The organism is Secundilactobacillus folii (assembly GCF_009720675.1).
Classification (GTDB): domain Bacteria; phylum Bacillota; class Bacilli; order Lactobacillales; family Lactobacillaceae; genus Secundilactobacillus; species Secundilactobacillus folii.
Genome location: NZ_WNJO01000018.1, coordinates 1 through 24,803 on the forward strand (window position 1 = coordinate 1; position 24,803 = coordinate 24,803).

The 24,803-nt window shown below is 44.9% G+C and carries 20 protein-coding genes, 1 pseudogene and 1 riboswitch; of the genes and pseudogenes, 12 read left to right on the forward strand and 9 right to left on the reverse strand.

What is annotated here, in order from left to right; genetic code table 11:
* The first annotated feature begins 106 nt into the window (after positions 1-106).
* Positions 107-718, forward strand: a complete 612-nt coding sequence (locus tag GM612_RS10950) for a histidine phosphatase family protein (protein ID WP_155432395.1) — start codon at positions 107-109, stop codon at positions 716-718.
* A 166-nt stretch (positions 719-884) separates the two neighbouring features.
* Here GM612_RS10950 and GM612_RS10955 read toward each other — a convergent pair whose 3' ends face one another.
* Both GM612_RS10955 and GM612_RS10960 read right to left on the reverse strand, forming a co-directional pair.
* A complete protein-coding gene (locus tag GM612_RS10955) occupies positions 885-1,370 on the reverse strand; it encodes a GNAT family N-acetyltransferase (protein ID WP_343031901.1) in 486 nt (161 codons plus the stop codon).
* 218 nt (positions 1,371-1,588) lie between these two features.
* Positions 1,589-2,218 carry a hypothetical protein gene (locus GM612_RS10960; RefSeq protein WP_155432397.1) on the reverse strand — a complete coding sequence of 210 codons (630 nt, stop codon included), beginning with the start codon at positions 2,216-2,218 and terminating at the stop codon, positions 1,589-1,591.
* A gap of 231 nt (positions 2,219-2,449) precedes the next feature.
* Here GM612_RS10960 and GM612_RS10965 point away from each other — a divergent pair, with 231 nt between their 5' ends.
* Positions 2,450-3,364, forward strand: coding sequence for a hypothetical protein (locus GM612_RS10965; RefSeq protein ID WP_155432398.1), 915 nt, complete (start codon positions 2,450-2,452; stop codon positions 3,362-3,364).
* A gap of 137 nt (positions 3,365-3,501) precedes the next feature.
* On the opposite strand, the gene carB is transcribed toward GM612_RS10965, so the two are convergent.
* The 3 genes from carB to GM612_RS10980 all read right to left on the reverse strand — a co-directional run bounded on the left by carB (position 3,502) and on the right by GM612_RS10980 (position 8,419).
* A complete protein-coding gene (gene carB / locus GM612_RS10970; protein ID WP_155432399.1) occupies positions 3,502-6,573 on the reverse strand; it encodes a carbamoyl-phosphate synthase large subunit in 3,072 nt (1,023 codons plus the stop codon).
* Positions 6,566-7,636, reverse strand: a complete 1,071-nt coding sequence (locus GM612_RS10975) for a carbamoyl phosphate synthase small subunit (protein ID WP_155432400.1) — start codon at positions 7,634-7,636, stop codon at positions 6,566-6,568. Before GM612_RS10975 ends, carB begins: the two co-directional genes overlap by 8 nt.
* Before the next feature lie 552 nt (positions 7,637-8,188).
* Positions 8,189-8,419, reverse strand: a complete 231-nt coding sequence (locus GM612_RS10980) for a P8 family protein (RefSeq protein WP_155432401.1) — start codon at positions 8,417-8,419, stop codon at positions 8,189-8,191.
* A 353-nt stretch (positions 8,420-8,772) separates the two neighbouring features.
* Between GM612_RS10980 and GM612_RS10990 the strand changes: the two are divergent.
* Both GM612_RS10990 and GM612_RS12240 read left to right on the forward strand, forming a co-directional pair.
* Positions 8,773-10,143, forward strand: a pseudogene (locus tag GM612_RS10990) (ISLre2 family transposase).
* A gap of 183 nt (positions 10,144-10,326) precedes the next feature.
* Complete coding sequence (locus tag GM612_RS12240) at positions 10,327-10,473, forward strand: hypothetical protein (protein ID WP_173021270.1); 147 nt, start codon at positions 10,327-10,329, stop codon at positions 10,471-10,473.
* A gap of 108 nt (positions 10,474-10,581) precedes the next feature.
* Here GM612_RS12240 and GM612_RS10995 read toward each other — a convergent pair whose 3' ends face one another.
* The gene (locus GM612_RS10995) at positions 10,582-11,754 is read right to left on the reverse strand and encodes an aminotransferase class I/II-fold pyridoxal phosphate-dependent enzyme (RefSeq protein WP_155432404.1); all 1,173 of its coding nucleotides are present in this window, start codon (positions 11,752-11,754) and stop codon (positions 10,582-10,584) included.
* A 326-nt stretch (positions 11,755-12,080) separates the two neighbouring features.
* On the opposite strand from GM612_RS10995, the gene GM612_RS11000 reads away from it, so the two are divergent.
* On the forward strand, positions 12,081-13,490 hold the full coding sequence (locus GM612_RS11000) for an amino acid permease (RefSeq protein WP_155432405.1): 1,410 nt from the start codon (positions 12,081-12,083) through the stop codon (positions 13,488-13,490).
* 478 nt (positions 13,491-13,968) lie between these two features.
* Entirely contained in the window at positions 13,969-15,366 is a 1,398-nt protein-coding gene (locus GM612_RS11005) for an aspartate ammonia-lyase (RefSeq protein ID WP_155432406.1), read from the forward strand.
* Positions 15,367-15,488: 122 nt separating this feature from the next.
* On the opposite strand, the gene GM612_RS11010 is transcribed toward GM612_RS11005, so the two are convergent.
* Positions 15,489-15,857: a glycine cleavage system H family protein gene (locus GM612_RS11010; RefSeq protein ID WP_155432407.1), complete on the reverse strand. Its 369-nt coding sequence runs from the start codon at positions 15,855-15,857 to the stop codon at positions 15,489-15,491.
* A gap of 196 nt (positions 15,858-16,053) precedes the next feature.
* On the opposite strand from GM612_RS11010, the gene lplA reads away from it, so the two are divergent.
* The gene (gene lplA, locus GM612_RS11015; protein WP_155432408.1) at positions 16,054-17,094 is read left to right on the forward strand and encodes a lipoate--protein ligase; all 1,041 of its coding nucleotides are present in this window, start codon (positions 16,054-16,056) and stop codon (positions 17,092-17,094) included.
* Positions 17,095-17,101: 7 nt separating this feature from the next.
* Positions 17,102-17,407 carry a DUF7671 family protein gene (locus GM612_RS11020; protein ID WP_155432409.1) on the forward strand — a complete coding sequence of 102 codons (306 nt, stop codon included), beginning with the start codon at positions 17,102-17,104 and terminating at the stop codon, positions 17,405-17,407.
* A gap of 45 nt (positions 17,408-17,452) precedes the next feature.
* On the opposite strand, the gene dapF is transcribed toward GM612_RS11020, so the two are convergent.
* Together dapF and GM612_RS11030 are read right to left on the reverse strand one after the other, a co-directional pair.
* The gene (gene dapF / locus GM612_RS11025; protein ID WP_155432410.1) at positions 17,453-18,463 is read right to left on the reverse strand and encodes a diaminopimelate epimerase; all 1,011 of its coding nucleotides are present in this window, start codon (positions 18,461-18,463) and stop codon (positions 17,453-17,455) included.
* 77 nt (positions 18,464-18,540) lie between these two features.
* Positions 18,541-19,917: an aspartate kinase gene (locus GM612_RS11030; protein ID WP_343031899.1), complete on the reverse strand. Its 1,377-nt coding sequence runs from the start codon at positions 19,915-19,917 to the stop codon at positions 18,541-18,543.
* A 356-nt stretch (positions 19,918-20,273) separates the two neighbouring features.
* Positions 20,274-20,454: riboswitch (Lysine riboswitch) on the forward strand.
* A 96-nt stretch (positions 20,455-20,550) separates the two neighbouring features.
* Here GM612_RS11030 and lysA point away from each other — a divergent pair.
* The 4 genes from lysA to dapA all read left to right on the forward strand — a co-directional run bounded on the left by lysA (position 20,551) and on the right by dapA (position 24,802).
* Positions 20,551-21,864 carry a diaminopimelate decarboxylase gene (gene lysA, locus GM612_RS11035; protein ID WP_155432412.1) on the forward strand — a complete coding sequence of 438 codons (1,314 nt, stop codon included), beginning with the start codon at positions 20,551-20,553 and terminating at the stop codon, positions 21,862-21,864.
* 50 nt (positions 21,865-21,914) lie between these two features.
* Positions 21,915-22,625: a 2,3,4,5-tetrahydropyridine-2,6-dicarboxylate N-acetyltransferase gene (gene dapD / locus GM612_RS11040; protein ID WP_155432413.1), complete on the forward strand. Its 711-nt coding sequence runs from the start codon at positions 21,915-21,917 to the stop codon at positions 22,623-22,625.
* Between the two features lie 5 nt (positions 22,626-22,630).
* Positions 22,631-23,782: an N-acetyldiaminopimelate deacetylase gene (locus tag GM612_RS11045; RefSeq protein ID WP_155432414.1), complete on the forward strand. Its 1,152-nt coding sequence runs from the start codon at positions 22,631-22,633 to the stop codon at positions 23,780-23,782.
* 111 nt (positions 23,783-23,893) lie between these two features.
* Entirely contained in the window at positions 23,894-24,802 is a 909-nt protein-coding gene (gene dapA / locus GM612_RS11050) for a 4-hydroxy-tetrahydrodipicolinate synthase (RefSeq protein ID WP_155432415.1), read from the forward strand.
* Position 24,803 lies beyond the last annotated feature (1 nt).

A 24,803-nucleotide genomic window follows, 5' to 3' on the forward strand; every position in this document is an offset into this window, starting at 1 on the left:
TGCGAGTATGACTATTTTGATATCCAATTTGCTGCCTAAAATTCTGATGCATGCAAGCGCCAGATATCGTACAATGATTGAAAACGACAGAAACGAGGCAGTGGGTATGACCGATTTTTACTTTATTCGTCATGGACAGACTCAGGCGAATGCGCTTGGTCTAAAACAGGGCACCATTAACTCTGAGATCACGCATTTGAATGCGAAGGGCCAACAGCAGGCACAGCACTTACACGACCAATTTAACGTGGACTTTGCCGATGAACTGCTGGTCAGTCCATTACAACGAACGCGTGATACGGCGTCGATCATTAATCAAACCGCAAAACTGCCAGAAACGGTGGACGAGCGGTTACTGGAAATTTCATACGGTCAATGGGACGGACTGAAAAATCTTGACCTTGAGCAACAGTACGGTGACGTTTTTGACCCGGTCCTTCATGACGTACTGCCCAGCTATACCAAGTATGCGACCGAGGGTGAAAGTTTTCAAAGTGTTGTGGATCGCGTTGGCCGTTTTATGGCTGACTATGTTAACCGGCGACCAAACGGCAAGTTCATCGTAGTCACTCACGGCTTTACGGTTAAAGCGGCTGCTATGGCAGCTCTAAGGCCAGCTGATCCAATGACGTTACCTGAACCTGACAACACCAGTGTGACAAGAATCAGCGTGGTTAACGGCCGGTATTATCTTTGGTCTTATAACCAGCGATACTGAGCTTTCTCGAAAAATAACTGTTAAATGCAGAATAAGTGCCAATCAATTTCAAATGCTGTTGAAATCGATTGGCACTTATTCATGAGATTTTACAAAATAAAAGCCGGAGTGGCGCCCGAGCAATGCTTAACCTCTGTTGAAAAAGAAGGGGTCTCAGATTACGAGCCTATTTCAATTCTAAGACCATGTTGTACCACGTTTCGCCAGCGTGGGAGGAGGCTGAAACGCCTTCGTTGGCGTAACCGTTTTTTTCGTAGAAGGGAACGAGTGCTTTCAGGCAAGTCAACGTGATGGCCTCACGGTGCTGCTGTTTAGCAACTTTTGCCAGTTCGGAAAGCAAACGACTAGCGATACCGCGACCTTGAGCTGCCTTTTCCACAACCAGACTTAACACGGTTTGATAACGATCCGTTGAGCGATTAGCGTCTAAATGGGTGAATAAATCATCGGCGATATAGCGGTCGTTCGAAGCTGGTCCCACAACATAACCTAAAACGCGGTGACCTTCCGAGGCGACAATGAACGTGTCGCTAATTTTTTCAATTCGTTCAGCCATACTTGGCCGAGTAGCAGCTTCTTCAGGAGTGAAGCCCTGATTTTCAATCGCCATGATCTGGTCGAGTTCGGCAGTTTGTGCGAAATGATACGTAATCATAAACGTTCCCCCTTAATGTTATGTCCCAATTATACAGGTACTTAAGGTCAAAAGAAAAGTGGCGTATCACTGCATTATCGGCCAATAAAAAAGCTTTTAAGAGGTGGATTGCACAGCCAAAGTGCTGCCTCTAAAAGCCTGTTTTAAGTGAATTGTAGTTCAGACTATTTTTAACTAAACGTCCGAAAGCCAAAATCATTTTGAATTGATTGCGTTTAGTGTGAATATAACCAAACGCGTAAAGTTAATAGATAAGCTTCGATCAGCGGCATATCATGGCCGGCAGGTAAATCACCCTCAAGAACCTCAATGGTGTGCTGTGACCAGTGGTGGATCTCCTTTTCGCGGGCGATCAGTGCCAGTTGTCCAGGAGTAAAGAAGACGGCTAACGGCAGTCGCTTAACGGTACCATATCGGTAGCGCATTGCCAGTGTCCACATGTAATCATAAATTGCCTGCTGGGCTTCAAGTTCAAGTGGAATTGTTTGAACTAAGCCGTTTAAACGGTCGCTGAGTTGCGCTTCTAACTTGGCGTTTTCAATTGGAAAACTGGTGATCAGTTTGGTCGATGATGTCATTGTTTTCAAGAGGTCTAGAGTGGCATGGAAAAAGTTATTTTCACGTCCCAGGATAGCAACCTGCTGATCAACTGACGGATCCACCACAAGGTCGTAAGGTGCTAAAAAGTCGGAGATCCAGTTCAGATCATGGCGGATAGTTTCAGTGTCGGCGCTCACGCGTTCGCCTAATTCGGTTAAGGGAACGTGCTTTGGCGCGTGTACCAATAGCCATAGTGTGAGTTGCGTCTGACGTGCTGCGGTTTGTGAGTCTTGATCTTTAATCATAATTCAATCCCTCCCTGGTAGCTGCTGATTACGGTTCTGATAATCTACAAGTTAATTTTCGCAGGTTGCAGACGGTGTGTCAATTAGAAAGTAAACGTTTTCACAAATTCGTTAAATACAGTTTGCTTACAATTCATTGACAGTTTGGTAACGCTTTAAAAAACTGTTGCATTTGCCCATTCAAATAGTCGATAATTGTGATTAGAGAACTTTTTTGAGGGGGAAGGTACCTTGAAACATAGAACTGTGAAGGTGGTGACGCTGATTTGTGTTCTTGTGACTGCTCTAGCTGGTTGCGGTAAGAAAGCAGCCAAGAGCCAAGTTAAACCTGCACCAACCAGGTTTGCAGCTTTGGCCAATCAAAATCAGCGTCATATCTGGTATGAAACGACTGGCAAAAACGTTTCAAAGGACAGTAAAATTACATATCTATTGGTGACTCAAAACGGTAAAGTGACGGTTTACACAGTTAACTCTTCTTTAGGGGGCTACAACCGTTTCACCGATAATCACGCGATTGCTGAAGCAAAGCGGGCGGATAAACAGTATTTTCAGTCAAAGCAGCAGGATGCTTATACCAACAGCAAAGCAAAACAAGTTGAACTGACGCAAAAACTGAATAGGGGTCAGGTTAAATCCGCCAAAAAACGACAAAAGCTTCAGTTGGCAATCAAACAATTAAAGAACCGCCGCTGGAAAATTGAGACAACTCGGTATGAAGCTCCTAAACCGCAGTCTTATTCGGTTAAACTGGTGAAGAAAAATGACCGCATCAAGGGTGAAAAAATTATTTATAGGTCCCACGACTATGAAGGTTACTTAAATCAGTTTGCGGATGCGGATAGTTGGTTAAAAAACAATCAGCTGGGACCAAGAGCCAAGAAAATCAAGCCCGTATCGGCTTTCTTTAAGAAAACGGATGGTGCTAAGACGGTCTATAAACACCGCTTTCACAAGCCACAGAAAACGATTATTGATAAGTACATTGGTTATCTGGAAGTGAAGCAGCAAAAAGGTGATAAGCTAAAAAAGATGAAGAAAAACAATTCGTTAAAAGAAGGCAACTCGTTGCTGTATCGCGCTAATAGTAGCCGAGATTCCACGGCCTTTGATAAAGCCTCGACCAAGCACGTGACTTTGAAGTAATGTCAAGGATCTGCCGCGGTGGAAAGCGCACCATTTAATCAAATTTGCTCTGATCGATGTGTACATCAAAAACCACAAAAGGGTGATTTCCCCAAGTTTGGAGGAATCACCCTTTTGTGGTTAAATCTAAAGTTATCCTATCCAGCCTGCTTAGCACTTGGTACCTGTGCTAAGGCAGCGGCAGTATCGGTGGCTGTAAACAGTGTGACTTCGTGGCTTAGTGCCCTTGCAGTCAACTGTTTAGCCACGTCAGACTCATCTTCTGTGGCCAGTACGAAAGCCAAATTATCAGGCCACTCCTGATTCATCTGGTAGACTTGATGCGGGTAACCGCTGGCGTCCAGTTTGTCCATTAATTCGGTGTTTTGCGCATCGTGTGGGCTGACCAGAATTGGACCAGTAGTATAACTGTCGAAGTGGTAGCTGTCAAAGAAGGCCTTATGCAGGGCTTCACTTAAAGTGTCACCATGTCCCAAATCTTCACCAGTTGACTTCATTTCTGGGCTCAGTGCGGTTGGTGCGCCGGGCAGCTTTGCAAATGAGAAGACCGGTGCTTTGACGTAAACGCTGTCAGGTTCTGGGAAGAGACCTGGTTGGAGGTCAATATCTGCCAGTGACTGACCAATGATCAGCTTAGTGGCAAGCTGAGCCAAGTGTTTGTGAGTAATTTTACTCATGAATGGGACGGTTCGTGAAGCCCGTGGATTAACTTCGATAACATATACTTGATCAGCAACGATAAACTGAATGTTCATCATCCCGACACAGTGAACGGATTCGCCGATTTTGGTAGCAATCGAAACGATTTCCGCTTTGACTGCTTCACTTAAGTGCTGAGGCGGATACATCGCGATTGAATCACCAGAGTGCACGCCAGCACCTTCCAAGTGCTCCATTATTCCGGGAATAAAGACTTGCTTACCATCACTCAGGATATCTACTTCACACTCGGTGCCCATAATGTACTTATCAATTAAAATGGGCTCCCCGTGACTGTGCTTCAAAGCCGGTACCAAGTAGTCGTCCAGTTCTTCTTGTGAGTGAACGATTGCCATTCCCTTTCCGCCCAGCACGAAACTCGGCCGTACGAGAACCGGGTAACCTAATGTATCCGCAATTTCATGGGCTTCTTCCATGTTGGTAGCTGTGTCGCCTGCCGGATGAGCAATGCCCTTATCAATCAGCAACTCTTCAAATTCCTGCCGGTTTTCAGTTTGCTCGATACCGGCCATGTTTGTTCCCAGAATTTTAACACCGTGGTCAGTTAACTGCTGAGTGAGATTGATTGCAGTTTGACCGCCAAACTGGACAATCACGCCGAGTGGCTGCTCCAGGTTGATGATGTTCATCACTGAATCGATGGTCAAGGGTTCAAAGTACAGTTTGTCGGAGATTGAAAAGTCGGTTGAAACGGTTTCTGGGTTGTTGTTGATGATAATGGCGTTATACCCGGCAGACTGAATTGCCTTCACTGAGTGCACGGTAGTGTAATCGAATTCGACGCCTTGGCCGATTCGAATGGGGCCAGCACCGATAACGATGATACTGTTACCCAGTGGCTTCGACTCGTTTTCAGTGCCAATAGTACTGTAAAAGTAGGGCGTAAAGCTTTCAAATTCAGCGGCGCAGGTATCGACCATCTTATAAACTAAGTGCTGATCAGCCATGTCGTGCAGCTGCTCCAGTTCATGGTCAGTAACGTCTGTAACCGCCTTTATCATGTCGTCATCGAAGCCTAATTTTTGCGCTTTGAGCACGAGGTCTGCAGTCAACATGCTAGTCATCAGCTGCTTTTGCATTTTCATAATGTTGATCAATTTTTCAAGGAAGAATTCATCGATCTGAGTCGCATCGTGCAATTGTTCCAGTGTAGCGCCCTTAGCAATCGCGGCAAACAGTTCAAATAGCCGAATATCGGTATCAACTGGAATCTTTGCCAAGAGCTGTGCAAGCGTTTTGCCCGCTGCGTCCTCGGGAAGGAGGGTTTGTTGCATCTTGGTATCCAACTCCAGCGATTGAACCGCTTTTAGCAGTGACTCTTCAATGTTACTGCCGATTGCCATCACTTCTCCGGTCGCCTTCATCTGCGTGCCGAGGGTTCGGTCAGCATTGTAAAACTTATCGAATGCAAACCGTGGAATTTTAGCCACAACGTAATCCAAGGCGGGTTCAAACATGGCGTAAGTGGTTTGGGTGATTGGATTGATAATTTCATCCAAATTCAAGCCAACCGCAATTTTAGCGGCAATTTTAGCGATTGGATACCCGGTTGCCTTTGAGGCCAAAGCTGAGGAACGGCTGACACGGGGGTTGACTTCGATTACAAAGTAGTTTTCGCTGTTAGGATCCTGTGCCAGCTGAACGTTGCAGCCACCCTCGATTTTTAGGGCGTTGACAATGGTTAAGGACGCGTCACGCAGGCGTTGGTATTCCTTATCATTTAACGTCTGGGTAGGAGCAAAAACAATTGAATCGCCAGTGTGCACGCCGACTGGGTCAAAGTTTTCCATTCCAGTGACGATAATGGACGAACCATTGTGGTCCCGCATAACTTCAAATTCAATTTCTTTGTAGCCCTTGATACTCTTTTCAACTAAGCACTCAGTCTCCGGTGACATGGTTAAGCCACGGCTGAGAACCGTTTTCATTTCGGCATCGTTATTAGCAAAGCCGCCACCGGTACCACCTAATGTATAAGCTGGGCGGATGATTACGGGATAGCCGATCTCATGGGCAAAATCCAAGCCAGTCTGCAGGTCGTAAACGGTTTTCGAAGGCGGAATCGGTTGGTTCAGGTCCTTCATTAAAGCCTTAAACGCTTCCCGGTCTTCAGCCTGATTGATCGTGTGAAGATTGGTTCCAAGCAGTTCAATGCCAAGTTCATCGAGGACGCCAGACTTCGCTAGTTCAACAGCTAAGTTTAAGCCGGTCTGACCACCCAACGTTGGTAAAATGGCATCGGGTTGTTCTTTTTTCAAAATTTCGGTGACACTTTCAATGGTTAATGGTTCAAGATAAACTTTGTCGGCAATCTCATCATCGGTCATAATCGTTGCCGGGTTAGAATTGATCAGCACCGTTTCGTAACCTTCCTCTTTCAAACTGAGGCAGGCTTGACTACCAGCGTAGTCGAACTCTGCGGCTTGGCCGATGACAATTGGGCCGGAACCAATAATGACAATTTTGTTTAGATCCGTTCTTTTAGGCATGTTGTACTCCCCCGTTCGTGTGCATGAGATCAATGAATTCGCTAAATAGTCGGGTCGCTTCGTGAGGCCCAGGAGCGGCTTCTGGATGGTATTGAACTGAAAATACCGGTCGTCCAGGATAGCGTAGACCTTCGCAGGTCTGATCATTAATTTCAATGGCAGTAACTTCTAGTGGGGTGTCATTTACGGAATCGATGTCAACTGCATAGCCGTGATTTTGTGAAGTGATCACAACTTCATTTGTTAGGAGATTCTTTACTGGGTGATTGATACCGCGGTGGCCAAAGACCATCTTGTAAGTCCGGGCGCCGTTTGCAAGTGCTAAAAGCTGGTGGCCTAAGCAGATTCCGAATAGCGGGTAGTGGGCTTGCAGTTCTCTAATAACGGGCAGAAAATCCGAATAGTCTTCAGGGTCGCCAGGGCCATTAGATAACAAGATGCCATCCGGATGCAGCGCAGCAATCGAATCATAGGTGGCTTCAGGGGTCACCACGGTGACGTTAGCGCCAAAATTTTCTAGCGATTCGACAATGTGGGTCTTCACGCCGAAGTCAACGAGGACAACGTGATCGGGATCTTCATCCAGGGGATGGGAGAAAGTAGCAGATTTGACGATCATATCCACTGACTTGGCTTTATTGAAACTGCTTTGTGCCAGCGGTTGATTCGTCAAACTTGCTTTCATGGTACCGTGTTTGCGAATAATCTTAGTCAACTGCCGAGTATCAATACCTGCTATCCCAGGCACACCGGATTTTTTAAGGAAATCATCCAGTGTCATGACGCTTTGATAATGAAAAACCGTCGTTGCAATTTCTTGCATAACAACGGCTGATGCGGCAACCGTTGGTGATTGATTCGCATGCAGCGAAATGCCATAGTTGCCGATTAGGGGATAGGTAAAGGTAATGATCTGGTTAGTGTACGATGGATCAGTCAGCGTTTCTTGGTAGCCAACCATGCTAGTGGTGAAAACAAGTTCACCCTTGATTTCTTTAGTTAAATCGCCAACAGCGGTACCAACAAATTGATCACCGTTTTCAAGTGTTAAATACTTCTTCATATCTGATAACCTCCTCAATGACCGCCTCGCTGGACGGTGTTAATTGCTTTTTGTATAAGATAAGATTTTAATGAGGAAAAGTCAAGGAAGTTTATGCAATAATTATGCTATTTTCCGATTTTTATAAGTAAATCAGTTCAAATATGAATACTTATAATCTAAAAACAATTGAAAAATACAACAATTATTAGCTTGATTGACCTTTCAGCATCAGTCTCTAAATCCCGCTACAAAAAGAGTTACAGTTGACAGTATAAAATCTAGCAAAAAATTGGCAAACCAATAATATGCAGAATCTGTATATGCAATCTTTTTTTGTGAATATTGCTAAGGCTTTGCACAATTATTTGCTAGATTTAAAATGATTTTATACTATACTTACGAATAAATCCAGTAATTTCAGGAGATTTCATTCGTTTCTAATTAGGTAAAACGTTTAAGCTCTGCTAAAAGCGGTTTTATAAATTGGATTTTGCTAACAATACAAAAATAAGACCCAGCAAAAATTTGCTGAGCCTTATTTTCTGTTTCAATGTTAATTGTGTTCCAAAATTACTTGGCCGCGGCGGTCTTCAAATTGTCTTCGACGTACTTACGAACATCGTCTTCAGACATCGACATGAAAGGCTTCATTTGCTCCTCAGTCTTTAAAGTGTCATGACCGTTTTGCTCCATGAGGTAATCCCAAATAGCGTCACGAACTGGTGTTTCATCGTCACTCCAGTCGAAAGCGTCATTCATGTTGTAGTCAATGAATAAAGTCTTATCTACTGATTCTGCCATTTTTGATTCCTCCTTACACTTTCTATTGTAGCCTGAATTTTTTGAGTGTTAAATATTTTGCTTGGGAGATTTGAAATTGACCTTCTGGGTGGCAAACATTAAGTTTTATCGGGGTAAATGTGCAAGTTAAAAGTGGTGAATTTGAAATCACTTCTTAGATATTAGTATCGCTTTTTCAGTAGCCAGAAAGCCGATTTGAATTTCACGTCTACTTCGGCTGTCGGATAGGGTCAAACCGCATTTCTAACTCTCTAAGATAGCGTAAAGTAATTGTGGGTGGAGCCTAAAAAGGGCCCCGCCCCTTTTGTTAGAATAGTTTTGTCCAGAAACTACTACAAAAAGGAGCGGGACCCATGAATCAAATTATACAGGAAATCTTAGACAGTGGTGCAAAAAGCTTATTAGACTACGTTGAACAACTAGTCAAACAACAAATCGATTTAGATGGTTTCATTGAACAGTTAGTAGCGCAAGCCAAGACGATGTTAAAGCAAGTTGCGACGACCGCCTTAGAGGAAATTGATACCCATTTGATGGTGCCTATGAAGCATGCGCATTGGCAAGTCCATGATTTGCGGCCCAGAAAGGTTGTGACTGAAATTGGTGAGCTACAGATCAATCGACGTTACTACGTGTCTAATCAAGAGCGCTGTTACCCACTGGATTAGTTATTAAAAATTGAGGCTTATCAGCGAACGACGACTAAGGTGGATGCATTGATCATCAATCGGGCCACCATTTTGTCCTATCAGAAAACCTGCGATACCATGCCTGATTTGGTTACTAGTAAGGCAGGAGTGATGCGAGTCGTCCACCGTTATCAATATTTTGACACCCCAGAGCTGACGACTAATCACCAGCAAAGGTCGGTTAAAAACCTGTATATTGAGGCTGATGAAGGTCATATTCATAAAGACGCCAAGGGAATCCAATTCGGTCATTTAATCGTGGTTCATGAAGGTTGGCGGCAGGTGGATCGAAGTCACCGGCAGCTCGTTAATAAACACACCTTCGGTGGTGTTTATGGCCAAAAAACGGAAACGTTTTGGTTTTCGGTATTAGACTATCTGTCACAAAATTATGATCTGGCTACCGTACAACGAATTATTGTTTCGGGAGATGGTGCATCTTGGATAAAACAAGGCACCGCAATTATCCCTAAGAGTCAGTTTGTATTGGATAAATTTCATACTTTTAAGGCCTTAACAACGATCGCGAATGAGCTCAACGTACCAAAAGCGACACTATACCGCTGGGTCATGGAAGATAAGCGTCACCTGTTTAAAGACTTATTACATGAACGTAGGGATGAAAATGGCGATAGTATGGATGAAACGATGCTTGAACGATTCACGAAAAGTACGCGGTATATTAAGCGAAACTGGCGCGCTATTCAAAACCAAGCATTGGTTGGTTTTCACGGTACGAACATGGAGGGTCAGGTTAGCTATGTCATTGCGGATCGGATGACAAGTAGACCGATGTGCTGGAGCACGGTTGGCGCCAATAATATGATTCATTGGCGTATTTTAAAGATTAATGGTGTTAATATTTTAGCGGAAATTAGGCGACAGAGACAGGCACAACATAACACCCAGAAAATCACAGAACTTGATGAGCGGGTACTACGTCAGGTGCCCGAATTCGTTTCACATATCGGCGTGTTTTCGGCTTCGTTCATCAACCATAGTGCCCTATTCAACCAAATTAACTACAATTTTTAGCCACGAAGTGGTATAAATACAGTGAAAATACAACGGATAAGAAATTCTAAACAGTTCTACCCACAACTTTGAAACGCAATCACTCTCTAACCTAAATTTAACAAATCTGTAAAATGGTGATAACATAAAGTCGTTAGGAAGCCCTAACACAATTTTCAGACATCTAAAGGGAGCGCGATTTAAATGGCTAACAAGTTAAGCAAAGAACAACGTAAGGCATTGATCGAAAAAGCAGAAGAAGACCGAGCAAAGCACCCAAAGCCAAAGAGTGGCAAGTCTGGTTTCGCTACGATTGATGAAGCTGCAGAAAAGCTTGAAAACCAAAACTAATCTCATCAGCTTTGCTGGTAATCTAAAAGGTGCACGACCATTTGGGCCGCGCACCTTTTTATTAAGCGTTGTGATGAATAACAATCAGAAACAAGACGAATGGTGGCTTTATCCAGCGACCGTTTCAAAAGTGGCTAAGTAGGCTTTGAGTGCCGCCACAAAAGCCTTCAGATTATCGTTACTGGAAGCGTAACTGATTCGAATGGCGTGAGAATCGCCAAACGGCTCACCTGGAATGACCCCTACGTGATAGTCAGTAGCCAGTTTTCTGGCAAATGCATAACTGTCTTGGTGGCATTTTGCCGGAATCGTTGCAAAAATGTAAAAAGCGCCCTTGGGCTTCACGTATGAAACGCCGATTGCGTCTAGTTCCGTAGTCAGATAAGCCAGTCTTTGTTCATAGATCTTACGCATTCCTTCTGCATCGTGTTGGCCGTGGGTTAAAGCTTCAACCGAAGCATACTGGACAATGGACGTCGGCGTTGTCACCATAAACTGGTGGGCCTTAGCAATCTGGTCCATGATGCCAGTTGGTCCGAATACAAAACCGATCCGCCAGCCAGTCATGGCATGCGATTTGGACAGGCCGTTAATAATAATGGTCTGGTCTGGCAGCCATTTTGATAGCGTGTAGTGGTTCACGCCATAGGTTAATTCACCATAGATCTCATCACTGATGACCCAAATATGATTGGCTTTTAGAACGGGGACTAAGTCAGCCAGTTCCTGCTCAGAATAAACTGCACCGGTTGGGTTGGATGGATCCGTTAATACCAAGCCTTTGATCTTAAGATCGGCATTATCGTCAATGGCTTGTTGAATCTGGCTGGCGGTTAGGATACAGCCATTTTCCTTAGTGTTGATCATGATTGGCTTTAAGTGATTAACGCCCGCCATTGCCTTGTAAACGGGGTAGGCTGGAGACGGGATGATCACGCCGTCACCCGGCTGAAAGAGGGTCTTAAACGTTGCAGCTAACCCTTCTGTGGCGCCTACCGTACATAGAATTTGATTTGCACTATAGTGGTAACCAAATTTTTCACCGTAATATTTTGAGGCGGCATCACGTAACTCTTGGATTCCCCAGTAATATGGATAGTGGGACCGATCATCTTTAATGGCCTGAATGGCGGCTTCTTTAACGTGCTCTGGCACGTTAAAATCCGGCTCTCCAAGCGTTAATTTGACGATCTTCGGGTCAGCACTGATTTCATGATCAAACTTTCTTAACGCCGATGGTTCAACGTTTAAAACATCTGGATTCAATTGGCTCTCTTGCATTCCTAAAACCTCCCAGCGATCTAGTTGCCATATCAAATAAGATATAAGTTTAATCTACCACAAACCTGAATATAGTCAATGAATATTCAAAAATAATTGTCATATTCATTTTTGAAGGGTATTCGCAAAAAGACTATTTAATCGTTTATTTGTAAACACTCATGATTTATTAATATCTGAATATATGTCTGAATATTCTTTTATATTAAGCTGTTATTGACTAATATATTCAGACGATAAAATCATGTTTCTAATTAAAGTCTAATTTTATCCTTGCATTTTCACTCAATTGATGATTAAATTAACACTAACAAAGGAGTGATTGTATGGATAAAAATTCAAGTATGAATGCTGATGGCTCTAAGCGAACTTTATCAAATCGCCATGTTCAAATGATCGCACTGGGTGGGACAATTGGCACTGGTCTGTTTCTAGGCGCCAGTTCATCCATTTCTCAAACGGGCCCTTCAATTATTATCGTGTATGCGATCGTTGGCTTCTTCTTTTTCTTGATGATGCGCGCAATTGGCGAGATGTTGTTTCAAGACCCTTCGCAGCATACCTTTATTGCGTTCATCAGTCGCTATTTAGGAGATAAAGTTGGTTATTTCGCGGGGTGGACCTACTGGATTGGCCTGATTTGTGTCGGGATGGCTGAGCTAACGGCTATCGCCACATACGTGCATTTTTGGTTTCCAAACGTACCAAGCTGGATCATTCAAATTACCTTTTTAGTTGTCCTTACATCTGTTAATCTCATTGCTGTGCGACTGTTTGGTGAAGCTGAGTTCTGGTTTGCAATGATTAAAATCGTGGCAATCCTAGCGATGATCGCCACCGGGATCTTCATGCTGCTAGGTCATTTTAAAACCAACTCTGGCAGCGTTTCTGTGATGAATATTTTTACTAACTTCCAATTTTTCCCCAAGGGGATCAATCATTTTATTGGCGCACTGCCAATGGTCTTCTTCGCTTTCTTGGGGATGGAATTTATCGGTATTACAACCGCTGAGACTAAGAATCCGCGCCATGTTTTGCCAAAAGCTATCAACGAGACGATTTACCGAATCCTGATTTTCTACATTGGTGCGCTGACAATTATCATGACGATCTATCCATGGCGGAGTTTAAATATTACTCAGAGTCCGTTTGTCCAAATCTTTTCGATGATCGGTTTCCGCGCGGCAGCTGCTGTGATCAACTTTGTGGTCTTAACCGCTGCGGCGTCATCGCTTAATTCAATGATTTATTCGTCTGGACGGCATTTCTTCCAGCTGGCTTCAGAATCTCACGGCAAATTCATGACTCGTTTTCAGTCCATGTCTTCACATGGTGTACCTGCCAAAGGGATCCTACTATCTGCGACGCTGATTTTGATTGCACCTTTGCTGAGTGTTATTCCAGCAGTCTCCGATGCTTTCTCACTCCTAACTTCAGCTTGTAGCGACCTCTACCTGATTGTGTACGCTTTGACGATCATGGCACATTATCGTTACCGCAAATCGCGTGATTTCATGGCAGAGGGTTTTAAAATGCCGATGTATCGTCTAGCTGACCCGGCATTGATCGTCTTCTTTGGAATCGTCTACATTAGTTTGTTCTTCAAGGGGACCAGTGTTGTACCAGCCATTATAGGGATCGTTTGGTGCATCGGTTTCGGTCTGCTTTCTTCGAGGGAAAAATCAACGGTTTCAATTCCCAATTCCGTGGCATCAAGGATGCAGAGTAATGATTAATGAGTCCGCTAAATGCAAAAGAGCAGCTTGGATCATCAAGACTAAAGTCGGATAAATGTGATCTTAGCTACGTTAAAAGCACTCATGTTCAGCCTGAAAGTTGAGCACGGGTGCTTTTTAGCACAGAGGTCTTCGTGAATGAAAACGATGCTGTTTAAAACCAAATTGGATAATTAAATTTCAGGCGTTCTGGCTGTCGGCTAGCTAGCACCGTCATGCCACAGAGAAAATATCGAAGTAGAAGTGTAATCAAACAAAATTATGTTATGTTTTATTACATTAGCTTTCAATTTTATTAAACTGATGAAAACGGATTAATCATGATTATCAGTGGAGTTTAGAAGATTGGTATAGTCATTGGAGTTCTAACATGAGCTCATTTTTAAAACAATTCCTATTGCATCTTTTGAAAAATGGTATATGATCAATAACATGATGTTAGATTAAATAACATCAATAAAAACAGTGAGGCGATCATATGCGAATTGAAGAAGATTGTATTGGTAAGTTAGCCATTGATGACAAAGCGCTTTATGGGATCAATAGTTTAAGAGCAGCCAAAAATTTCCCGATTTCCAATGAAAAGTTGAATCCCCTATTGGTTGAAAGTTTACTTCAAATCAAAAAGGCCGCCGCACAGGTCAATCGAGAAGCAGGCACGCTTTCAGACAAGAAAGCGAATGCAATCGTGGCTGCTTGCAATCAGCTTTTGCTTGGCCGGTATGCCAATGCCTTTATTGCACCAGCCATTCAGGGCAGTGCAGGGACCTCAGCTAATATGAACGTGAACGAAGTCGTCGCCCACCTTGCTGAACGTTTATTTCCGGGGATTAAAATTCACCCGAATGATGATGTTAACCAGTCACAGTCGACTAACGACACCTTCCCAACGGCTGGTAAAATGGCAATGTTAAAAAAGCTACCACTGCTTTTAAAAACTGTGAGTGATCTGATTGACAGCTTAAATGGAAAATCAGTTGAATTCAAGGACGCCGTTAAAGTGGGACGCACTCAGCTTCAGGATGCGGTACCCACAACGTATGGAAACAGTTTTAGGGCGTACGCGTCAATGTTTAAGCGTGATTTGACACGACTTAGCGACACACAGAACGTTTTAAGCGAAGTTAATCTCGGCGCAACCGCCATTGGGACATCAATTAATACCAGTGCCCACTACCAAGAAGCAATTGTGCCAACTTTAAACGCCGTTTCGCAGCTTAAATTACGACAGGCTGAAGATTTAATTGACGCGACTCAGAACTGTGATGCCGAAGTCGTTTTCTCCAGTGCAATGAAGGCTTTAGCTGTTGATCTTTCAAAGTTCAGTAATGATCTACGGCTGCTGTCCAGCGGTCCTCAGGCAGGACTGGCCGAACTGCATTTACCAGCTAAACAAGCTGGTTCTTCCATTATGCCAGCCAAAGTTAACCCCGTGATTCCTGAGGTGGTCAACCAAGTGGCCTTTGAAGTGATCGGTAATGATACGACCGTCACCTTAGCAGCAGAAGGCGGTCAATTGGAACTCAACGCCTTTGAACCAATCATGTTTCGTGACATTCTTGCCAGCGAGACCTACCTCACACGCGCTATTTCAACTTTGGTGACGAACTGCGTGAGTGGAATTCAAGTGGATCAAAATCGTTGCTTGAGTAACGTTGAACATTCTGCAGTGACTGCTACGGTACTCTCGCCATACCTTGGTTACGTTAAGACGACTAGCATTGTGAAACAAGCTGTCAGCGAAGGTCGAACAGTGCGCAGCCTCCTAATGGAGCAGCACCTCTTAACACCGGCACTCATTGACCGATTATTATCGCCAGCTAATTTAACTGGTCAGCAACAACCTGCTAGTCAAGAAAGCGTCTCAAATCAGTAGTTCTTTCGGAGTTAATACATGAGATTGATTGATGAGTTCAGTGGTTCTTGACTGGACAAACAAAAGGCAGGCAAATGGGATCGTGCCAATTTGCCTGCCTTTTGTTTGTCATTAAAACCAATCTAGGCCGTCTTCACGTCGACCAACCAGTTGGCCTGTGTGGCATGGCTTGCCAGCTGATCAGTTTCCTTTAGTAAATCGTTGTTGCGCGCGATAATTTTACCCTTTACTGGTGATTTCAAAGTTTCAACCGCTTTAGCACCCTCCAGTTCCAGCAAATCATCGCCGGGCTCCAGTTCATCGTCAGGTGATGAAAAATCCATAAAGGAAATGTCCCCCAGATCCTCATAAGCCTGATTTGTGATGCCCATACGGATGACGCCTGGTTTAACTTCTTGATACCAGACACCGTCTTTTTCCTGCGGCTCAAACTTTGGTGTGCCGCCGAAAAGCCGTTTAATACTTGCTACTATTCTTGCCCATAATGACATTTTGATCTGCTCCTTAACGTTTTATTCGTACCTCAATTATACCGGCAAGTACAACAGAAAGAAAGCGTTTAACGTTGTGCTGGTAACCGGCCAGGAAAAACCGTAAAATGGGGTGTAGGTATCAAATGATTGGGTTATGAAGCGCTCAAACATCACGATTATAACTGAAAATGCAAAGTTAAAAGGGGAATCAACCATGTTTTTAATCGATACAAGCCGCAATGGCAAACCGATATACGATCCAGTCGTTAACCAATCGCTAGATAATTATCTGATCAGTGATCTGAAACTGCCGGGACACGGTCTCATCATGTACATTAACGAACCCTCCGTTATCGTCGGCGTGAACCAAAATGTCTTTGCTGAAGTGAACGTCCCTTATCTTCGCGAGAATCAAATTTCGCTGGTTCGCCGTTCTTCCGGTGGTGGTGCGGTTTACCACGATATGGGTAACCTCGTGTTTGAAAACATCGTGGTCGGTGACACTGACGATGATGCTGAATGGGGTAATTACAGCGTCTTCGCCCAGCCGATTTTGGCCGCACTGCACGAACTTGGCGCCACTGATGCAGAGTTGCGCGGCCGGTCTGATTTAGTCGTCAACAATCATAAATTTACCGGTATGACCATGGTCAAGTCTGGTAATGCTTATGCTGCGGGCGGTACCCTGATGTACGATATGGATCTGGAGGCAGCCAGCCACGCATTGCATCCTGTCGAGACACGGATCAATGGTAAGTGGGTCAAGTCTAATCGCAGTGACATCGAAAACATCAAACTGCATTTAGCCCCAAAATACCAGCAGCTCACTAGCGAAGAGTTTAAGACGCAATTATTGCTGAAACTGTTTCACGTCGAGAAATTAACCGATATTGAGACTTACCATTTAACCGACCATGATTGGCAAATCATTGACCAGCGACTGGCCGATCAGTACCGGACCGTAGACTGGAACTTTGGTGCTAATCCCGGCTTTAACCGCTACCGTTTCAAACAGTTTGAAGCTGGCGGTGTCGGTTTGAACTTGCTGGTTGAAAAGCAGACGATCGTTAAAGTTGCGGTGTACGGTGACTTGTTGGATGAAAAGGTCGCCCACAAACTTGAGGGTCAGTTGACGGGGGTGCACTTGGCCCCTGATGAACTACGCAAGAAACTTAGCAAGCGCTGGTTACGCAAGTCATTATCAGACGATGATATCGCGGCGCTGGCTAATGAATTAATGATCGAGAAACAGTAGGTGAACAATGGCAAAGGCAAAGTATCCAGTTCAAGAATATATCGGTGTGCCAGTGGAGCAGGATGATAGCGGCCAGTACGTGGTGCGCGATAATGACTTTCAGCTTCATTCATGGCGGACTGGCAGGCATACGAAGGGAAAATACCAGGGTGAAGGACAGATTTTCCTGACCGAAAATCACCTGACCGTAGCGGTGATTGCGGCTAAACCGGTGGCGTACAAGGACCGGCACGCAATTACACCGATGCAGCGGTTTACCAGCGAATTCGTCAGTGACGATCTAGTGGCTGCCGCGAAAGCCAAATTGCATTAAAAAAGATGGCTTGATAGCCATCTTTTTTTGTATACATATTCATTTTCACTTTTTAACAGCGATTGCAGAAACCTTTGGCAGGTCAGCCACGAATTTTTGATAGGCCATCTCTTCAGTTGTCGTTTCAATTGAGGTGTTATCAAGCATCACATTGGCCTGGTGCAAGGCGGATTCATCAACGTCGATCAGGTGTGTTTCGGTGGCGTTACCGATCAGATCGATCCAGTAGCGGTTCTCAGCCTTGTGCAACCTGGTCTTAACCATGCCACCAGGGTTATAAACGGTGATAGTGTGTTCAAATTCTGCTAGCTTTGGATGGGTCAGTGCAAACGCTAAACTGGTTGCTGACATGCCTGTACCGCAGGCATTGGTGAAACCAACACCGCGTTCATAAGTCCGCACAAACAACTGATTCTTTCCTAGAATTTGGGCAAAACTAACGTTGACGCCGTCTGGGAAGTAGTCATTTTTGCCGTTCAAACGAGCGCCTAATTCACCAAGGTCATCGCCGTTCATCACGTCTTCATCAACAAAACTGATCAGGTGCGGATTGGGTACTGCAATTGCGGTAAAGTTTAAGCCGCTGACAAATGCAGGTACCGGCTGATCAATTAAGGGTTCACTGCCCAAGTTCGTGAATGGAAAGTCAGCCGGTTGGAAACGAACTGGTGAAATCTCAACGCTAAACGCCGGTACTTGGGCTGCCAAGTCACTTTGCCGACTGACTTGCAGGTCGGCCGTCATCGTTTCAATCTTAAATTGGTTCGTGTGATTTTTTTCAGCTAAGTAGCGGGCCACTGTCCGTAAGCCATTGCCGCACATTGAAGCTTCAGAACCATCAGCGTTGATCACCCGCATCTGTCCCAGTGCATTTTCATGTGTCGAAGTATTCACGACCAGCAAGCCGTCTGCTCCGTCCAGAATACCGGTTTCAGGGTTGGTAATTTGTTGTGCTAACGCGACCAGTTCAGGGTCGGTCAGTGGGCTTTCAAGCGTGGTCTGATCCAGTAAGAAAAAGTGGTTTTCAGAACCATGTACTTTGCGTAATTGCACCATGTTTAACGCTCCTTATTATTCAATGTTCATTGTAGTAATGTTGCCATTCTATCAGGCAACGGGTTAAATGTCTTGTTTTAACTTCGATTTTCGACGGGTTCGTTGCTAAAAAATTCATCGTAAATGCCTTGCACCGCCTTGTTGGCGTCCGCACGGCGTGTTCCTAGCATGATTGAAATTCGGGACGCACCTTGGTTGATCATGTGCACACCAACGTTGCGTTTGACTAACGGTTGAACAATGTGTTCGATCACACCGATTTTGTTTTTCATGCCTTCACCAACCACCATAATGATGGCGTAGTCGTCGATCCACTCCAGTGTATCCGGATGGAGAGCCTCACGGATGTCATGACACATTTTTTTTACGGTATCGTCACCAAACTGAGTCTTATCAAAAATCACGGTGAGGTCATCGATCCCAGAGGGCATGTGTTCATAGGACACGTTGTATTTCTTAAGCACCTGCAGCAACTTCAGCGTAAAGCCAACTTCTTTGTTTAACAGGTAGCGGTGCAAGTAAAGAGCGGCAAACCGAGTGGAACTGGCCACACCAGTGATCGTTTGATCAGGCTGGAAGTTCTTTTCCGGAACGATCAACGTGCCGGGTAAGTCTGGTCGGTTAGTGTTTTTGACGTTGATTGGCACCTGTCCTTCGATTGCAGGAATGATGGCTTCATCATGGAAGACAGAGAACCCAGCGTATGAAAGTTCTCGCATTTCGCGGTAGGTCATGCGGTGAATGGCCATTGGATGATCAACGATTTTAGGATTAGCGGCATAAATCGCGTCCACATCAGTAAAGTTTTCGTAGAGGTCGGCACCTAAGCCGCGGGCCACGATGGCTCCTGTGATATCGGAACCGCCACGCGAAAAAGTCGCAATCTGTCCAGCCGGGGTAAAACCGAAGAAACCTGGAAATACCAGTAACTCATCCTGATAGGAGAGCTCCGCTAAATTAGCGTACGTTTCGGGCAATACGGTAGCGTTGTTAGGCTCATCAGTCACTATAATGCCAGCTTCCTTTGGATCAACGAAGCGTGCTTTGATGTTTTGGTGGTTCATGACGGTTGCCATTAAGCGGGCATTCAACCGCTCACCATGGGCTTTGAAAGCTGCCATTAAATAACCGTCATCCGGGTAATCTTGAGCGGGCAACTGGTTGAGGGCCATCCAGATCGGCGCCAGGTCATCTTCAGTGAGGTTGAAGTAGTCGCCAATTGCCTGGTAACGACTAAAAATTTGGTCAAAAATATCACTGGTGTCTGCATGTTTAATCGTTAATTTTGCATATTCTATTAGTAGGTCAGTGACCTTGATGTCACCTTCATGACGTTTGCCCGGAGCCGAGGTCACGATTACCCGACGCTCTGGGTCTGAAGTCATGATTTGAATTACCTTTTCAAACTGAGGTCCGTCCGCTAAGGAACTACCTCCAAACTTAACGACTTTCACGATCAACACTCCCTAATCCGTTTTTTATCATCAACGGTTAATAATTACATTGAATTCTAACAGTTTATTTCGCTTTGGCAACCTTTTTCGGATGTAAAGTGCGGCGCTTAATTTTGCCTCTAAGTAGATATAAAGTTTTTTAAATTTTATTTTTGTCCAAAGGTCATAGTTGGACTGATTGAGGTCTAGGCTGGTAGCTAGGAGATCCGACGGCATTTGCACTCAAATTGTTCGAAAAGGTCAATGCACTCTCTTGTCAGATTTGCTAGTGTACGTACAAGTTAAAATGGGGATTAATCTAAGCCGAAAATGAAAAAAGACTTGACTAAGTGAGAAAACAATTATAAACTTTGAGTTAAATCGAAGAGGTCGCAACCAACAAGAGTCAGTCTGCCGAGTTACTGTAATGACGATGAAACAGGCTAAAAGGGGCGGTTGCCGAAGCGCTGAACCGTTACAGCGGTCAGTTTGCTGGGACGTGGTCCAAGAAATCACGAACTGTCGCGGATATAGGATTCGCGGAGCGCTATCGAACATGAGTCCAATAATGTATGTATTTAATTGGGGTTCTTTTGTTTAGCGCAAACAAAAGAACCTTTTTTCGTGCCTAAATCAACCACCGGAGGATATAACATGAGTGAACAATTGACGAACGAACAGATCAACGAAGCAGGACATCTCACCATTGGCGGTGTCGATGCGGATGAATTAGCAACCAAGTACCAGACCCCGCTTGCCGTGTACGACGTTGCTAAGATCCGTGATCAAATCCGGCGGTTTAAATCCGTCTTTGAACAAAATCACGTTGACTACGCTGTCTGCTACGCTAGTAAAGCGTTCGCAACGGTTGCGATGTATCAAGTGGTTGACCAAGAAGATGCGCACATCGACGTTGTGTCTGGCGGTGAACTGTACACGGCGATTCGGGCGGGATTTCCAATGAGTCGCGTTAGTTTTCATGGTAATAATAAATCACTAGAAGAGTTGAAGATGGCGGTTGAAAACCACGTGGGGGTCATCGTTTTAGATAATTTTCACGAGATCGAACTACTCGATCAAGTGCTTCGGGTGCATGACGCCAGCGTATCGGTCATGCTTCGAATCACACCAGGTGTTTCAGCCCATACCCATGAATATATTTCGACCGGGCAAGAAGATAGTAAATTTGGTTTTGATTTGAAGTCGGGTCAAGCTGACGAAGCCTTGCAAGAAGTACTAGCCAACGACCGCATGAACATGCTTGGTATTCACGCTCACATCGGTTCCCAGATTTTCGAACTAAAGGGTTTCCAAATGGCGGCTCAAAAATTGGTCGAGATTGCCGCTAGTTGGCAAAATCAGTATCATTATCAACCCGAAGTGATCAACGTGGGCGGTGGCTTCGGGATTCGCTATACCAAGGATGACCACCCGTTAGCCCCAGAAGATTTCGTGGATGCCATCGTTAAAACCATTAAGCAAAGTGCCACCGATCATGATTTGGAAATGCCCGCGGTTTGGATCGAGCCTGGACGTTCGATTGCCGGACCAGCAGGTTACAGTCTTTACACGATCGGGTCACGCAAGGACGTCCCTGGTTTAACCTCCTATGTGACCGTTGATGGCGGTATGGGCGATAATATTCGGCCCGCATTATATCAGGCCGAATATGAAGCTGTCTTAGTCGATAAGCCCAACGCAACGCCAACAGAAACGGTTCACATTGCTGGTAAATATTGCGAGTCAGGTGATATTTTGATTGATCAGCAACCATTGCCGGCTAGTAAACCAGGCGATGTTTTAGCCGTTTTGGATACCGGAGCGTATGGCTATTCGATGGCCTCCAATTATAATCGTAATCCGCGCCCGGCAGTTGTCTTTGTTGAAAACGGCCAATCACAATTGGTCGTTGAACGTGAGTCCTTTGCTGATTTGACCCACTTAGATCGGTCCTATCAAGTTAAATAACGTAAAAACTTCCTATTATATAAAACTATTAAGAGAGATGAGGCAGTCACATGGCTGAATTAGACGCACAACAAATTATTGATTTCATTGGTAACGCACCAAAGAAGACGCCGGTCAAAGTTTATATCAAGGGTGATCTTGCAAACCTGAAGGTGCCAGATAGCATTAAAGCTTTTATTGAAACTAAGACCGGTGTTCTTTTTGGTGACTGGCAAAATGTTGAAAGCTTTCTCAAACAGCATCAAAGTGAAATCACTGATACACAGATCGAAAATCAAACTCGTAATTCAGCGGTACCACTACTAGATATGAAAAATATCAATGCCCGTATTGAACCGGGCGCCATCATTCGCGACCAGGTTTTGATTGGTGACAATGCCGTCATTATGATGGGTGCCATCATTAATATTGGTGCCGAAATTGGTGCTGACACCATGATTGATATGGGGGCGGTACTTGGTGGCCGTGCCATTGTTGGCAAACACGCTCATATTGGTGCCGGAACCGTGTTAGCAGGGGTTGTCGAGCCAGCTTCAGCACAGCCGGTTCGCATTGATGATAACGTGTTGATCGGAGCCAATGCCGTGGTGATCGAAGGCGTCCACGTTGGTGAAGGCGCAGTGGTAGCTGCTGGAGCAATCGTGACGAAGGATGTTGCACCGCATACAATGGTTGCCGGTGTGCCAGCTCGATTCATTAAAAACGTAGATGATCAAACGGAGTCGAAGACCGGGTTGGAAGACGATTTAAGAAAGTTGTGATGAGAATGGCAGTATTAACGGAGAAAGCCTTAATTCAAATTCGACGTGACCTGCACGCAATGCCAGAATTAGCACTTAAAGAAGTGCGGACGTCAGCCTACCTGGAAAAGGTCGTTGCCGGTTTTAATCAGCAATATCTGCAGGTTAGACACATTGATGAATTACCCACGGCGTTGCTGGTCAGGGTTGCTGGCAGTCACCCTAAGAGAACGTTAGGCTATCGTACTGACATTGACGCTTTACCAGTCAGCGAAAAGACTGGGCTGCCATTTGCTTCAAAAAATCCCGGTGTCATGCATGCATGCGGGCACGACATCCACATGACGGTGGCACTAGGAGTACTCAGTTATTTTTCAGAACATCAGCCCAGCGATAACATGATTTTCTTTTTCCAACCGGCAGAAGAAAGTGAAAATGGCGGTAAGTTAGCCTACGAATTAGGTGTCTTTGAAGGCCAATGGCGTCCAGATGAGTTCTATGGGTTACATGATAATCCAGACCTTCCAGCAGGTGCCATTGGGGCGCGAATGGGTACGCTGTTTGCCGGGACGACCGAAGTCAACATCGATCTGACTGGTCAGGGCGGGCACGCAGCTTATCCACAAGATGCCAACGATATGGTGGTTGCTGCTGCGCAACTGATTGGTCAAGTACAGACGATCATTTCGCGGAGTATCGATCCCATTGAAGGCGGTGTCATCACACTGGGTAAAATGGAAGCTGGTACGATTCGTAACGTGATTGCCGGTCACGCCCACATTGAAGGTACGATTCGCGGTCTCACACAAGTGATGATCAAAAAAATCGATCAGCGTTTAAAAGACGTGGGTGATGGCATCGCCAGAAGTTTTAACTGTGACGTCAAGGTAGCGCTCAACCAAGGCGGTTATTTGCCAGTCGAAAATAATCCGGCTTTGACCAAACGCTTCATTACTTATATGAAGTCGAATCCTGACGTTGAATTTGTTGAAACCAAGCCGGCAATGACCGGCGAAGATTTCGGTTACCTGCTCTCAAAGATTCCGGGAACCATGTTTTGGCTCGGTGTTGACGATGATTCACAGCTCCATTCAGCCACGCTGAACCCAAAGGAATCGTCAATTGAAAAGGGCATCAACGCTATCACCGGTTTTTTAGAAAGCCGGATGTCAGAATAAGTGATCTAACTAAATTTCTGTGTTAATGAAGTGCGCAGAAATTTCTCAAAATTTAGTTATATTGTAAGATGCAAAATGAACACTGAGCCAATCAAAAAAGGGGATATTACCATGACAACTTTAGCAAACGTAGATTTAATGACCGCGATCATCACACCATTTGACGCCAATGACCACATTGACTATGAAGCTTTGGAACGCTTGACTAACCACCTACTGGAAACTGGCAGTAAGGGCTTTGTTATCGGCGGGACAACTGGTGAAACACCAACCTTGAGTCACGATGAAAAAATTGAATTATACACTCGATTCGCCCAAATTATTGGCGGGCGGGTGCCAGTAATTGCAGGCACCGGCAGTAACAGCACTGCTGAAACGGTTGCCTTTACTAAGGAAGTCAGCGAGATCGAAGGCGTGGATTACGAACTGGTCGTTGTACCCTATTACAACAAGCCTAACCAACGTGGACAAATCGCTCACTTTACGGCCGTAGCGGATGCCGCTGAAAAGCCGATCATCATCTATAACATTCCAGGCCGTACCGCCGTTACCATGGCTAACGAGACGGTTGTGACCTTGTCGAAGCATCCTCGTATTGCCGGTGTTAAGCAGTGTACTTCCATTGAAGACATCGAATACTTAGTTGAGCACACTGGCGATGATTTCTACGTATACAGTGGTGAAGATGCCCAGGCATTGTCAGCCCGAGTCGTTGGTGGTTCCGGTGTGATCTCAGTTGCGTCACATATTTATGGTGACGAGATTCGCGCGATGTACGATGCATTGTACGCCGGTGACCTCGATAAGGCCGGTGCCCTCAAACGCCAATTAACGCCTAAGATGGCTGCTTTGTTTATGTTCCCATCACCATCACCCGTTAAGGCGGTTTTAAATGCACAAGGGTACGCAGTCGGCAGCTGCCGTTTACCAATCTTACCGTTGAACGACGACGAAAAGCGTCAGTTAGCAATCGCTTTGGGCATGGATGAAGATGCATTAACACAAGAATTAGTGAAGTAAA

What these genes read in the sequence shown, in the direction of transcription:
- dapA (WP_155432415.1), top strand. Translation starts at nt 23,894, where the DNA reads ATGACAACTTTAGCAAACGTAGATTTAATGACCGCGATCATCACACCA.
- carB (WP_155432399.1), bottom strand. Translation starts at nt 6,573, where the DNA reads ATGCCTAAAAGAACGGATCTAAACAAAATTGTCATTATTGGTTCCGGC.
- GM612_RS10980 (WP_155432401.1), bottom strand. Translation starts at nt 8,419, where the DNA reads ATGGCAGAATCAGTAGATAAGACTTTATTCATTGACTACAACATGAAT.
- GM612_RS11000 (WP_155432405.1), top strand. Translation starts at nt 12,081, where the DNA reads ATGGATAAAAATTCAAGTATGAATGCTGATGGCTCTAAGCGAACTTTA.
- lplA (WP_155432408.1), top strand. Translation starts at nt 16,054, where the DNA reads ATGTTTTTAATCGATACAAGCCGCAATGGCAAACCGATATACGATCCA.
- GM612_RS12240 (WP_173021270.1), top strand. Translation starts at nt 10,327, where the DNA reads ATGGCTAACAAGTTAAGCAAAGAACAACGTAAGGCATTGATCGAAAAA.
- GM612_RS10950 (WP_155432395.1), top strand. Translation starts at nt 107, where the DNA reads ATGACCGATTTTTACTTTATTCGTCATGGACAGACTCAGGCGAATGCG.
- GM612_RS11045 (WP_155432414.1), top strand. Translation starts at nt 22,631, where the DNA reads ATGGCAGTATTAACGGAGAAAGCCTTAATTCAAATTCGACGTGACCTG.
- dapF (WP_155432410.1), bottom strand. Translation starts at nt 18,463, where the DNA reads ATGGTGCAATTACGCAAAGTACATGGTTCTGAAAACCACTTTTTCTTA.
- GM612_RS11010 (WP_155432407.1), bottom strand. Translation starts at nt 15,857, where the DNA reads ATGTCATTATGGGCAAGAATAGTAGCAAGTATTAAACGGCTTTTCGGC.
- dapD (WP_155432413.1), top strand. Translation starts at nt 21,915, where the DNA reads ATGGCTGAATTAGACGCACAACAAATTATTGATTTCATTGGTAACGCA.
- GM612_RS11005 (WP_155432406.1), top strand. Translation starts at nt 13,969, where the DNA reads ATGCGAATTGAAGAAGATTGTATTGGTAAGTTAGCCATTGATGACAAA.
- lysA (WP_155432412.1), top strand. Translation starts at nt 20,551, where the DNA reads ATGAGTGAACAATTGACGAACGAACAGATCAACGAAGCAGGACATCTC.
- GM612_RS10995 (WP_155432404.1), bottom strand. Translation starts at nt 11,754, where the DNA reads ATGCAAGAGAGCCAATTGAATCCAGATGTTTTAAACGTTGAACCATCG.
- GM612_RS11020 (WP_155432409.1), top strand. Translation starts at nt 17,102, where the DNA reads ATGGCAAAGGCAAAGTATCCAGTTCAAGAATATATCGGTGTGCCAGTG.
- GM612_RS10960 (WP_155432397.1), bottom strand. Translation starts at nt 2,218, where the DNA reads ATGATTAAAGATCAAGACTCACAAACCGCAGCACGTCAGACGCAACTC.
- GM612_RS10975 (WP_155432400.1), bottom strand. Translation starts at nt 7,636, where the DNA reads ATGAAGAAGTATTTAACACTTGAAAACGGTGATCAATTTGTTGGTACC.